The organism is Pseudomonas lini (genome assembly GCF_030812475.1).
In the GTDB taxonomy this organism is placed as follows: domain Bacteria; phylum Pseudomonadota; class Gammaproteobacteria; order Pseudomonadales; family Pseudomonadaceae; genus Aquipseudomonas; species Aquipseudomonas lini_A.
Window position 1 is genome coordinate 85,315 of the sequence record NZ_JAUSSR010000003.1, and the last position, 12,659, is coordinate 97,973.

Genomic DNA, 12,659 nt, shown 5'->3' on the forward strand with positions numbered 1-12,659 from the left:
AAACCTGCAGACAGGTGGCGTCTTCCAAGACTCCCATTTGTGTGCAAGTTCACTTGAACCCTCGCAAGTGAATTCGGTGGCCACTTCGAGGCGCAGCACTGTCACGGTATTGCGTCGACTGGCTCCCACAAAGGTGACCGAGTATGGATGATCACGGACGTAGTTTTTCCTCCAACCAGCCAATCCTTTATGTACTCGATACCAACGTATTGATCCACGATCCAAACGCCCTGCTTAACTTCGAAGAACACCACGTCGCCATCCCCATGACCGTGCTTGAAGAGCTGGACAAGCTCAAGAGCGGGCATCACAGCGTGGCCGCGGAATGCCGCCAGGCCATTCGCCTGATCGACAAGACCCTGGGCGATGCCAGCCCTGAAGACGTTGAACTGGGTGTACCGATCCAGCGTGGCAAAAGCGGGCCCAAGGGTTTGCTGTCGATCCTGATGAGCAAGCGTGCCGAACCGAATATCATTCTGCCCGAGCACCTGAACGACAACATCATCATCAATCAGTTGATCGACCTGCACGCGCGCGAGCCCAAGCTGCCCGTGGTGCTGGTCACCAAAGACATCAACATGCGCCTCAAGGCCCGGGCCTGCGGGATTGCGGCCGAGGACTACAGCACCGACCAGCTGGTTGACGACGTCTCGCTGCTGCCCAACGGTTACCACAACATGGACGGCTCCTTCTGGGACCGCGTGAAGAATGTCGAAACCCGTCAGGACCACGGTCGCACCTGGCACCAGGTGCAACTGATCGACAACCTGCCAGCGGTGCACATCAATGAGTTCATCATCGATGAACAGGGTTTTGTCGGCTGGATCAAGGAAATCGAGGAAGACCGGCTGCTGATTCTCGACCTGCACCAGGAACCCTTGCTGCACCAGGAAGCCTGGGGCCTGAAACCCCGTGACATCTACCAGAGCCTGGCGCTGTACGCCTTGCTCGATCCGGATATCCACCTGGTCAACCTGTCCGGCGCCGCCGGCTCGGGTAAAACCATCCTGGCCCTGGCGGCGGCGATCGAGCAGACCATGGTCAGCAAGCGCTACCGGCGGATCATCGCGACCCGCAGCGTGCAGGGGCTGGACCAGGAGATTGGTTTCCTGCCCGGCACCGAAGCGGAAAAAATGGAGCCCTGGCTGGGCGCCATCACCGACAACCTCGAAGCCTTGCACATGGATGACGAAAGCACCCATGGCAGCGTCGACTACATCCTCAGCAAAGTGCCGTTGCAGTTCAAATCCCTCAACTACATCCGGGGTCGCAGCTTCCAGCAGAGCCTGATCCTGATCGACGAATGCCAGAATCTCACGCCGCACCAGATGAAAACCATCATCACCCGTGCCGGCGCCGGTTCCAAAGTGGTGTGCCTGGGCAACCTGGCGCAGATCGACACCCCTTACCTGTCCGCGACCAGCTCCGGGCTGACCTACCTGACCGAACGCTTCAAGGATTTCCCCAACGGTGTGCACATCACGCTACAAGGGGTACCGCGTTCGATTCTGGCTGAATACGCCGAATCGCATTTGTAACCCCCTCACCAAAACCGGGCGGCCTAAAGGTCGCCCGGTTTTTATGCTCAACGAATAACCCTGCGGGAGCGAGCTTGCTCGCGATAGCGGTGTATCAGTCCACATCAATGCTAAATGTCAGATCGCTATCGCGAGCAAGCTCGCTCCCACAGGGTTCTGCGGTGAACACATAATCAAGCGTGCGGAAATCTGACCCACAGGTTTACAATCGACGCTCCTGATCAGGAGTATCCCTGTGCTGACTCATCTCGATTCCCAAGGTCGCGCCAACATGGTCGACGTCACCGAAAAAGCCGTGACGTTCCGCGAAGCGACGGCCCAGGCGCTGGTGCGCATGCTGCCCGACACCCTGCAAATGATCGTCAGCGGCGGTCATCCCAAGGGTGACGTGTTTGCCGTGGCGCGCATCGCCGGCATTCAGGCGGCAAAGAAAACCAGCGATCTGATTCCCCTGTGTCATCCATTGCTGCTCACCGGCGTCAAGGTCGAACTCAGTGCCGATGGCGACGATACCGTGCGCATCGTCGCGCGTTGCAAGTTGTCCGGGCAGACCGGCGTCGAAATGGAAGCCCTGACCGCCGCCAGCGTCGCGGCTCTGACGATCTATGACATGTGCAAGGCCGTGGACCGCGGCATGACGATCGAAAGCGTGCGGCTGCTGGAGAAGCTCGGCGGCAAGAGCGGCCATTTCCAGGCGGATCAGCCATGAACCTGACTGTGAAGTTTTTCGCCCGTTACCGCGAAGCGCTGGGCGTCGACTCGGTGGAGGTTGAAGGCGATTTCGCCACCGTCGATGACGTGCGTGCGCTGCTGGCCCGGCGTGACGGCGCCGAGGTGCTGAGCGAGCAGAACCTCATGTGCGCCCGCAACGAAGACTTGTGCCAGCTCGACGAACCGGTGAGCGATGGCGATGAAGTGGCATTTTTTCCGACCGTGACCGGGGGCTGAACCATGGCGATCCGCGTGCAGTCCACGGCGTTCGATCCGGGTGCTGAAGTCAATGCCATGCACGCTGCCAATGTCGGCGTCGGTGCAGTGGTGAGTTTTGTCGGCTACGTTCGCGACTTCAATGACGGCCTCGATGTGGCCGGGATGTTTCTGGAGCACTACCCGGGCATGACCGAGAAAGCCCTCGGCAAGATCGCCGTTGAGGCCGAGCAGCGCTGGCCGCTGCTCAAGCTGGAAGTGCTGCATCGCATCGGTGCCCTGGAGCCGGGCGAGCCGATCGTCTTCGTCGGCGCTGCCAGCGCCCACCGCCAGGCGGCGTTCGACGCCTGCGCCTTTGTCATGGACTACCTGAAAACCCGCGCACCGTTCTGGAAGAAAGAGACCACCAGCGATGGTGCGCGCTGGGTGGAAGGGCGCGACAGTGATCATGCGGCGGCGGATCGCTGGAAGCAGTGATTTTCGCTTCGCATTCCAGTACGCCTTCGCGAGCAGGCTCGCTCCCACATTAGATCTGCATGGACACAAACTTTGTGTACGACGCAAATTCCCTGTGGGAGCGAGCCTGCTCGCGAAGAGGCTTTCCGCTCCACTGAAAAACTCCCTGACCACCTCCCGACCACCGGCCGGCACCTCTTGATTTTCCCCAATTGACGGCTTATACATAAAAGTCCAGTATGGATTTATAAGTACAAAAAAGGTCTCCCTGTTTCAGCTCTTTCTTCGTCTTGCCAAACCAACAACAACCCGCGAGAGAACGAACATGAAGAAATTCCCCCTCATCACCGGTCTGGCCCTGAGCCTGTTGGCGTGCAGTACCCTGTTCGCCGCCGAGAAAACCCTGCGCATTGGCATCGAAGCCGCCTACCCGCCGTTCGCCTCGAAAAGCCCGGACGGCAAGATTGTCGGATTCGACTACGACATCGGCAATGCCCTGTGCGCGCAGATGCAGGTCAAGTGCGAGTGGGTCGAAGGTGAGTTCGATGGCCTGATTCCTTCGCTGAAGGTGAAGAAAATCGACATGGCGCTGTCCTCCATGACCATCAACGAAGACCGCAAGAAGTCGGTGGATTTCACCCACAAGTACTACTTCACCTCATCGCGCCTGGTGATGAAGGAAGGGGCGGTGGTGGATGACCAGTACGCCAGCCTCAAAGGCAAGACGATCGGCGTGCAGCGTGCCACCACTACTGATCGTTATGCCACCGAGGTGTTCGAGCCCAAGGGCATCAACGTCAAGCGCTACAGCAACAACGAAGAGATCTACATGGACCTGGCGGCCGGTCGCCTCGATGCGATTTTTGCCGACACCATCCCGCTGAATGATTTTCTGATGATGCCCCGTGGCAAGGGCTACGCGTTTGTCGGGCCGGAGCTCAAGGACCCGAAATACGTGGGCGAGGGCGCCGGGATCGCGGTGCGCAAGGGCAACACCGAACTGGTGACCCAACTGAACAGCGCCATAGACGGCATCCGCGCCAGCGGCGAATACCAGAAGATTTCCGAGAAGTACTTCAAGTCCGATATCTACGGCGACTGATAGACCGCCTTCGCTGCGGTGCGGCGATCCGACAAGCCAGCTCCTACATGGGATCTGCAGTGAACGCCAAGTCGGTGAACGACGCTGATTTCGTGTAGGAGCCGGCTTGCCGGCGAAGGCGATATTCCATCCGGCATTTATGGTGGCTGACACACACCGCCTTCGCCGGCAAGCCGGCTCCTACAGGGGATCTGCGGTGCACACAAAGTCCATGCACATCAGTGATCGGAATGTGGGAGTCGGCTCCAGGCAGTGTTATGACGCAGAAGCCATCGGCCTGGTCAACATTCAACACAATCGCCGCAATTTAATCCCTTCTTAACCGGCCTGTCGTCTATTCCCCGATACCTACCCGTGCGCGCCAGGCTCTCAAAGGTCGGGGCCAGCGTGTAGACTTTGGGCAATCGATCTTCAGAAGGGAAACGCAATGAGCGAGGAAACAATACGGTTGGGTCGTGAACGGCGCTATCTGGTGTTACTGGGCGCCATCTGCCTGGCGCTGATCGGCGGCGCGCTGTACATGCAAATCGTCCTGGGCGAGGCGCCGTGCCCCCTGTGCATCCTGCAACGCTACGCCTTGCTGCTGATTGCGATCTTCGCCTTCATCGGCGCGGCCATGCGCACCCGCCGCAGCATCACGGTGTTCGAAACCCTGGTGGTGATCTGCGCCCTGGCAGGCGTCGGGGTGGCCGGGCATCATGTCTACACCCAGTTCTATCCGACCGTCAGCTGCGGCATCGATGTACTGCAGCCCATTGTCGACGGATTGCCGCTGGCGAAAATCTTTCCGCTGGGTTTCCAGGTCGACGGTTTCTGCTCGACGCCTTACCCGCCGATTCTCGGGCTGTCCCTGGCTCAATGGGCGCTGGTAGCCTTTGTACTGGTGGTCATCCTCGTGCCGCTGCTCACCTCGCGTAACCGCAGCGCGTTGCGCTAAGCCCTTCCGGCGCATCGCCATCGCAACCCGAAACGCCCCGGTCCTCGTTGAGAGCACCGGGGCGTTTTGCATGGCAGGGGGCGGGTAAAAAGACCTTGATGCGCGACAAGTCGGGGGGCGACACATGTGCGACACGTTGTCACAGCGCGAGTGTCGCAGGGCATTTCCAAGCCGTGAATTCGCGCCAGTCTACGCAACAAAAAGCGGCTTTATCAATGGTGGGTGGCCTCGCCCCTGAAACGCCCCAACAGGCAGTTTTAACAGGGCTTGGCGAATGGCCGGAGCCCTTGTCACGTAGGGGCTTGGGCCGGGTCGAACGAGGGCTTGGAGCCTTCGATACTGTCTGAAATGAGCGTGGTAGACCTACTATTTTTGGTGTTTTTGTTGAGAATTAATTTCGTTAACATGCCGGACTTTTGCGAAATTCGTGAATGATTGTTGCTGAAATGGATAAAAATTATTTCGGGATGAGACATGGTTTATGAATCGCGACGTCACTACAATCGCCCGCACTGAATTCCCGGCACTGCTCGCCCTTACACAGGTGCACGAGCAGGAATAGGGCGTCGAGAGGCCGGACCGCTTCGTGCGACGCCCAGGTGTCGGTGCCTTCCACTATCCGCACCAAATGGAATTGGTCTGTAACAAGGCCTTTGACCACGAATTCGAATAAGAACTCGCCGCTGTCCCAGGATTTGTCGAACAGCGTCTGACGCGCGACGGGCAGCCCTTATTCAATCAAAGAAAAATGCCAACCCTTGGCAGGGTGAAGTGTTGGCGATCAAAACCCAACTGCATTGCGCATGCTGCTTTAGAGGTCGTGAGATGAGTAAAAACAGGTACCCAAGACTACTAGGCATAGTGCCGCTGCTCGGCACGCTGTTGCTGGGAGGCTGCAACATGACCTTGCTCAATCCCACGGGCCAGGTTGGCCTGGAGCAGCGAAACCTGATCATCACCGCGACGCTGCTGATGCTGTTGGTCGTGATCCCGGTCATCGTCATGACCTTCCTGTTCGCCTGGAAATACCGCGCGTCCAACACCAATGCCACCTACACCCCGAAATGGAACCACTCCACCAAGATTGAAATCGCGGTGTGGACCGTTCCGATCCTGATCATCATTGCCCTGGGTTACGTCACCTACGTGTCGACCCACGAACTTGACCCGTACCGTCCGCTGGAATCCGACGTCAAGCCGATCACCATCGAAGTGGTCTCGCTGGACTGGAAGTGGGTGTTCATCTATCCGGAACAGGGCATCGCCACCGTCAACAAGATCGTGTTCCCGACCAATACACCGGTCAACTTCAAGGTGACGTCGGACTCGGTGATGAACTCGTTCTTCATCCCGGGCCTGGGCGGCCAGATCTACGCGATGGCCGGCATGCAGACCAAGTTGCACCTGATTGCCAACCGTGACGCTGAAATGGAAGGCATTTCCGCCAACTACAGCGGCGCAGGTTTTACCGGCATGAAATTCAAAGCGATCTCAACCTCCCAGGAAAATTTCGACGCCTGGGTAAGCGAAGTCAAAAAGGCACCTAAACAGCTGGAAACAGCTGAATACGAAGCCCTTACCAAACCAAGCCAGAACAACCCAGTCGAGCTCTACTCCTCGGTCACGCCGAACCTGTTCCAGATCATCGTCGACAAGTACGAAGGCATGAAACCGGGCAAGCCGATGCACCACGAGAAGAAAGAGAAGGAAGTGGCGCACAACATGGAAGGGATGGACATGAGTTCGCATTCAGCTGCCGGGGCAGAGGAGTAAACGATGTTTGGTAAATTAAGTTGGGAAGCGGTCCCGTTCCACGAACCGATCGTGATGATAACCATCGCCATGATCGCACTCGGTGGTCTGGCGCTGTTCGCTGCAATCACCTACTTCAAGAAGTGGACCTACCTGTGGACCGAGTGGCTGACGTCGGTCGACCACAAGAAAATCGGCGTGATGTACATCATCGTCGCCATGGTCATGCTGCTGCGCGGTTTTGCCGACGCCATCATGATGCGTACCCAGTTGGCCATGGCCACCGAGGGTTCGCCTGGCTACCTGCCACCTGAACACTATGACCAGATCTTCACCGCCCACGGTGTGATCATGATCATCTTCATGGCGATGCCATTCTTCACCGGCCTGATGAACCTGGCAGTGCCGCTGCAGATCGGCGCGCGTGACGTTGCCTATCCGTTCCTGAACTCCCTGAGCTTCTGGCTGCTGGTGTCGGGCGTGGTGCTGATCAACCTGTCCCTGGGCGTCGGCGAATTCGCCAAGACCGGCTGGGTTGCCTATCCACCGCTGTCGGGCCTGCAATACAGTCCGGGCGTGGGGATGGATTACTACATCTGGGCGCTACAGCTATCCGGACTGGGGACGACGCTGACGGGGGTCAACTTCCTGGCCACCGTGCTGAAAATGCGTACCCCGGGCATGAAGCTGATGGACATGCCGATCTTCACCTGGACCTGCACCTGGGCCAACGTCCTGATCGTGGCTTCGTTCCCGATCCTGACCGCTACCCTGGCGCTGCTGACGCTTGACCGTTACATGGATTTCCACATTTTCACCAATGAACTTGGTGGCAATCCGATGATGTACGTCAACCTGTTCTGGGCTTGGGGTCACCCTGAGGTGTACATCCTGATCCTGCCAGCGTTCGGTATTTTCTCGGAAGTCATCTCGACCTTCACCGGCAAGAAACTGTTCGGCCACCACTCGATGGTCTACGCATCGGGCGCAATCTCGATCCTGGGCTTCATGGTCTGGCTGCACCACTTCTTCACCATGGGTTCGGGTGCCAGCGTCAACGCCTTCTTCGGCCTGGCGACGATGCTGATTTCGATCCCGACGGGGGTGAAGCTATTCAACTGGCTGTTCACCATCTACCAGGGCCGCCTGCGTTTCACCAGCCAGGTGCTGTGGACCCTGGGCTTCATGGTGACGTTCGCCATCGGTGGCATGACCGGCGTACTGCTGGCCATCCCGGGTGCTGACTTCGTCCTGCACAACAGCCTGTTCGTGATCGCGCACTTCCATAACGTGATCATCGGCGGCGCGGTATTCGGCTACATCGCGGGCTTTGCGTTCTACTTCCCGAAAGCGTTCGGCTTCAAGCTGCACGAAGGTTGGGGCAAGGCCGCGTTCTGGTTCTGGATCACCGGCTTCTTCGTCGCGTTCATGCCGCTCTATGTCTTGGGCTTCATGGGCATGACCCGTCGTCTGAACGCCACCACCAACCCTGAGTGGGTGCCGTACCTGTACGTCGCCATGTTCGGTGCGGTGATGATCGCCGTCGGTATCGCCTGCCAGCTGATCCAGCTGTATGTCAGCGTGCGTGACCGCAACAAGCCGGAAAACATGTGCGAACACGGCGACCCGTGGAATGCCCATACCCTGGAATGGTCGACCTCGTCGCCACCTCCGTTCTACAACTTTGCCGTGCTGCCGAAAGCCGACGTCATCGACCCGTTCACCGAAGCCAAGGAAGACGGCACCGCGTACAAGGCTCCGGCCAGGTACGAGCCGATCCACATGCCCAACAACACCGCGACCGGTGTGGTCATGGGCGCGCTGTTGACCGTGTTCGGTTTCGCGATGATCTGGCACATCTGGTGGCTGGCGATCGTGGGTCTGGTCGGCACCGTGGTGTATTTCACTATCCATGCCGCCCGTGACGATCAGGGCTACATGGTGCCGGTGGATGTCATCGAGCGCATCGAAGCCGAGCAGCACAAACGTCTGGTAGCGGCCGGGAAAGTCCCAGCCACCGCCACCCGTGTTGAAACCTCGTTGGAACAGGCTTAAACCATGTCGAACTTAGTGACCAATGCTGGACACACCCATGTCGATGGACATGGGCACGATGACCATCACCACGACTCGGGCGAGATGACCGTATTCGGTTTCTGGCTCTACCTGATGACCGACTGCATCCTGTTTGCGTCGATCTTCGCGGTGTACGCGGTACTGGTTAACAACGTAGCGGGCGGCCCGTCTGGCGCCGACATCTTCGAACTGCCCTACGTGCTGGGCGAAACCGCTCTGCTGTTGTTCAGTTCGATCACCTACGGCTTCGCCATGCTGGCGTTGTTCAAGGGTAACAAGAAGGGCGTGCTGACCTGGTTGGGCATGACTTTCCTGCTGGGCGCCGGCTTCATCGCCATGGAGATCAACGAGTTCCACCTGCTGATCTCCGAAGGTTTCGGCCCTAGCCGCTCCGGTTTCCTGTCCGGGTTCTTCACCCTGGTCGGTACCCACGGTCTGCACGTGACCAGCGGTCTGATCTGGATGGCGATCATGATGTACCAGGTGCAGAAAAACGGCCTGACGGCGACCAACAAGACCCGTCTGAGCTGCCTGAGCCTGTTCTGGCACTTCCTGGACGTGGTGTGGATCTGCGTATTCACCGTTGTTTATCTGATGGGGACTATGTAAATGGCTAACGCTCATTCCCACGATGGCCACGACGCCAGCCACGGCAGCGTCAAGTCCTATGCCATCGGTTTCATCCTGTCGGTGATCCTGACCGTCATTCCTTTCGGCCTGGTGATGTACCCGTCGCTGCCGAAAGCCATGACCCTGTGGATCGTACTGGCCTTCGCAGTCATCCAGGTGCTGGTGCACCTGGTGTACTTCCTCCACCTGGACCGCTCCGCCGCCCAGCGTAACAACGTGATCGCGTTTGTTTTCGCCGCACTGGTAATCGTCCTGTTGGTAGGCCTGTCGCTGTGGATCATGTTCAGCATCCACACCAACATGATGGCGCACTGAGGTAAGTCCGGATGTCCTTGAAGCACTTTATCCAAATCACCAAACCGGGGATCATTTTCGGTAACGTGCTTTCAGTGGCAGGCGGATTTTTCCTGGCCTCCCAAGGGCATGTCGATCTGGCCATTTTCCTGGCCGCCATGATCGGCACGTCCCTGGTGGTGGCTTCCGGTTGCGTGTTCAACAACTGCATCGACCGCGACATCGACCTGAAGATGGAACGCACCAAGAACCGGGTGCTGGTCCAGGGCTTGATCTCCCTGAAACTGGCCCTGGCCTTTGCGACCGTCCTGGGTGTTTTCGGCGTTGCACTGTTGTACAAGGTGGCCAACCCGTTGGCCGCTTTGTTCGCGGTGATCGGCTTCGTCATCTACGTCGGCTTCTACAGCCTGTACCTCAAGCGCAAGTCGGTTCACGGCACGCTGGTGGGCAGTCTGTCGGGGGCGATGCCGCCGGTGATTGGCTACGTCGCTGTGACGAACAGCTTCGACATGGCCGCGCTGACGCTGCTGGTGATGTTCAGCCTGTGGCAGATGCCGCATTCCTACGCCATCGCGATCTTCCGCTTCAACGATTACCTGGCCGCATCGATTCCGGTGCTGCCGGTGAAGCGCGGGATCGAAGTGGCGAAGAAACACATCCTGCTCTACATCCTGGCGTTCCTCGTGGCGACCTTGATGCTGACCTTCAGCGGCTATGCCGGCATGAGCTACCTCGCCGTCGCCGCGGCCATGGGCATGTACTGGCTGTACATGGCCTGGACCGGCTACAAGGCAGTGGATGACACGGTCTGGGCACGCAAGTTGTTCGTGTTCTCGATCTTCACCATTACCGCGTTGAGCGTGATGATGTCGCTGGATTTCAAGGTGCCGAGTGAGTTGTTGCTGACTTACGCGCCTTAAGCGTCGGATGCTGTAAAGAAAAACCCCGCCCTTCGAGAGAAGGGCGGGGTTTTTTATTGGTGGTGCCGAGGCACGTTCAATTCTGTCCTGCCATCCCGCCGCTTTGAACTCATACGAAGTTATAAGCAGTTATAGGGGTAAATCACTATAACTACGAGTAATGAGATAGCACTGGTCAGTTAAGAAAAAATCGCGATCACCGGGACGCCTGCGTTGATGCGGAACAGCGGTTCGTTGGCGTGGAAGGAGAAGTGGGTGAGGCCGATGGTTTTCAGGTCTTTGGGGTTGGTCATTGGGCACCTCCAGTGGTTGGGAGGTGACGGGGGAAGATTGGTGGTGCAGACGCATAAATTTTGAACGGATTGCTGGCATGCATAAGGAGAGCGGGCTTGCTCGCGAAAACGATGTGTCAGGCAAGATTGATGCTGGATGTGACGGCCTCTTCGCGAGCAAGCCCGCTCCCACAGGGAAGGTGTGGGGCAGTTATTTACTTTTTGTGTCCAGCAACCGAAAGAACCGCTCCCGCACCTGGACGTTATCGCTGTGGGCCACGTTGAAACGCAAAAAGTGGCTCGCGTCCGGCGCTTTGCTGAGCAACGTGCCGGGCGCCAGCACCAGGTCGATGTCCAGGCCTTTCCTCGCCAGGGTTTCGGCATGATGCCCTTCGGGCAGTCGCGTCCAGATGAACAAGCCTTCATGGGGCAGCGATGACACCGAGCAACCGGCCTCCAGCAGCCAGCGCGTCACCCGGCTGCTCGACTCGTAGAGCCGGTCCACCGTGCGCCGGGTATGTTTGGCGTAGCTGCCATCACTGAGCATCGTGCAGATGATCTGTTCCGCCAGTTCCGAGGTCATGCCACCGCAGGTCATTTTCAGGGTGATCATCCGTGCAGCCAGTTGTGGCGAAAGCACCGCATAGCTGACCCGACTGTTGGCCGTCAGGGTTTTGGAGAAACCGGACACGTAACTGACATTGTCCAGGCCGCCCGCCGCGAGGCGTGGCGTCATGCGTTGCTGCATGTCGCAATACAAGTCGTCTTCGAGGATGTGGAAACCGTAACGATGGCTCAACTCCAGCAAGCGATAAACCTGCGCGGGGGAAAACGAGTGCCCGGTCGGGTTGTGAAGGGCGTTGTTGGTCATGTAGAGCACGGGACGATGGGCGATCAGCAATTGCTCGAAGGCCGCCAGGTCCATGCCGTCGCAATCCCGGGGGATGGTGATGACCTTGGCACCGTGCAAGGCCAGGTTGGCGTGCATGGTGAAATAACAGGGGTCGTCGAGCAGTACCGAATCACCGGGTTTGATCAGCAGGCGCATCAGCATGTCGATGGCCTGCACGGTGTTGGCCGTGGTGATGATCTGGTCCACCGGCACTTCTATGCCGTGGGTCGACAGCTTCACCTGCAACGCCTCGCGCAGTGGCAGGTAACCGCCGGCAACACCGTATTCGCCCATGCGCAGGGAGGCTGCGCGCAGGGTGCCGCGCACGGCTTTAAGCAACTCGTCGGCCGGCAGCCACGAGGACGGCAGGAAACCGGCGCCAGGGCGCAGCGCGCCATTGTCCAGCAACACCGCGCGGCGGACCACGCTGAGGGTGTCTTGAGGTTGCAGGTCGGGGCCGGCATCGGTCTGGGTCGGGATGCTGGAGCGGTGCACGTAATGCCCCGAACCCTGGCGTGACACCACCAACCCCTTGGCCCGAAGGCGGTCAAGGGCATCGACCACCGTGGACTTGCCGACGTTCATGATGTCGGAGAGTTCGCGAATCGGCGGCAGCCTCGAGCCGTGGGGCAGGCCACCCTGGCTGATCGCAATGGTCAACTGATCGACGATCTGCTGCACCAGCGGCGCGCCGGGCTGGAATTCGATGGCGGCGATGACTGCGCGTTGAACCTGCATTTTACTGGTCTCCCCGACAGTAAACTTCGTTTGATTCTATACGAACTTGCTCTGATCAGAACAAGCCTTCGTCTCTACCATCACCTTACAGACTTTACTTGTTGTCGGCGCCTGCGGTCCCGCAA

Annotated in this window: 12 protein-coding genes and 1 pseudogene; 11 read left to right on the forward strand and 2 right to left on the reverse strand. The window is 58.6% G+C overall.

The annotated features are described in order from the left end of the window. Positions 1-143 precede the first annotated feature (143 nt). The 11 genes from J2W17_RS06825 to cyoE all read left to right on the forward strand — a co-directional run bounded on the left by J2W17_RS06825 (position 144) and on the right by cyoE (position 10,632). Positions 144-1,538 (forward strand): PhoH family protein, encoded by a 1,395-nt coding sequence (locus tag J2W17_RS06825; protein ID WP_150763875.1) that lies wholly within the window; start codon positions 144-146, stop codon positions 1,536-1,538. Positions 1,539-1,773: 235 nt separating this feature from the next. Continuing rightward, positions 1,774-2,247, forward strand: a complete 474-nt coding sequence (gene moaC / locus J2W17_RS06830; protein ID WP_307331253.1) for a cyclic pyranopterin monophosphate synthase MoaC — start codon at positions 1,774-1,776, stop codon at positions 2,245-2,247. Then, positions 2,244-2,486, forward strand: a complete 243-nt coding sequence (gene moaD / locus J2W17_RS06835; protein WP_307331256.1) for a molybdopterin converting factor subunit 1 — start codon at positions 2,244-2,246, stop codon at positions 2,484-2,486. Before moaC ends, moaD begins: the two co-directional genes overlap by 4 nt. A gap of 3 nt (positions 2,487-2,489) precedes the next feature. Next, positions 2,490-2,942 carry a molybdopterin synthase catalytic subunit MoaE gene (gene moaE / locus J2W17_RS06840; protein ID WP_307331258.1) on the forward strand — a complete coding sequence of 151 codons (453 nt, stop codon included), beginning with the start codon at positions 2,490-2,492 and terminating at the stop codon, positions 2,940-2,942. Positions 2,943-3,246: 304 nt separating this feature from the next. Next, positions 3,247-4,023: an ABC transporter substrate-binding protein gene (locus J2W17_RS06845; RefSeq protein WP_307331260.1), complete on the forward strand. Its 777-nt coding sequence runs from the start codon at positions 3,247-3,249 to the stop codon at positions 4,021-4,023. A gap of 427 nt (positions 4,024-4,450) precedes the next feature. Beyond that, the gene (locus J2W17_RS06850) at positions 4,451-4,960 is read left to right on the forward strand and encodes a disulfide bond formation protein B (protein WP_307331264.1); all 510 of its coding nucleotides are present in this window, start codon (positions 4,451-4,453) and stop codon (positions 4,958-4,960) included. Between the two features lie 825 nt (positions 4,961-5,785). Beyond that, on the forward strand, positions 5,786-6,733 hold the full coding sequence (cyoA, locus tag J2W17_RS06855) for a ubiquinol oxidase subunit II (RefSeq protein ID WP_307331267.1): 948 nt from the start codon (positions 5,786-5,788) through the stop codon (positions 6,731-6,733). Positions 6,734-6,736: 3 nt separating this feature from the next. Next, a complete protein-coding gene (cyoB, locus tag J2W17_RS06860; RefSeq protein ID WP_307331270.1) occupies positions 6,737-8,767 on the forward strand; it encodes a cytochrome o ubiquinol oxidase subunit I in 2,031 nt (676 codons plus the stop codon). Positions 8,768-8,770: 3 nt separating this feature from the next. Next, positions 8,771-9,397 carry a cytochrome o ubiquinol oxidase subunit III gene (locus tag J2W17_RS06865; RefSeq protein ID WP_064679616.1) on the forward strand — a complete coding sequence of 209 codons (627 nt, stop codon included), beginning with the start codon at positions 8,771-8,773 and terminating at the stop codon, positions 9,395-9,397. Further along, the gene (cyoD, locus tag J2W17_RS06870; protein ID WP_150763866.1) at positions 9,398-9,733 is read left to right on the forward strand and encodes a cytochrome o ubiquinol oxidase subunit IV; all 336 of its coding nucleotides are present in this window, start codon (positions 9,398-9,400) and stop codon (positions 9,731-9,733) included. 11 nt (positions 9,734-9,744) lie between these two features. Beyond that, positions 9,745-10,632, forward strand: a complete 888-nt coding sequence (gene cyoE, locus J2W17_RS06875) for a heme o synthase (protein WP_307331277.1) — start codon at positions 9,745-9,747, stop codon at positions 10,630-10,632. Between the two features lie 194 nt (positions 10,633-10,826). Here the strand turns inward: cyoE and J2W17_RS31085 are convergent. Further along, positions 10,827-10,925 (reverse strand): annotated as a pseudogene (locus J2W17_RS31085) (DUF3077 domain-containing protein); the annotation flags it as partial. Positions 10,926-11,115: 190 nt separating this feature from the next. After that, positions 11,116-12,534, reverse strand: coding sequence for an aminotransferase-like domain-containing protein (locus J2W17_RS06880; protein ID WP_307331280.1), 1,419 nt, complete (start codon positions 12,532-12,534; stop codon positions 11,116-11,118). Positions 12,535-12,659 lie beyond the last annotated feature (125 nt).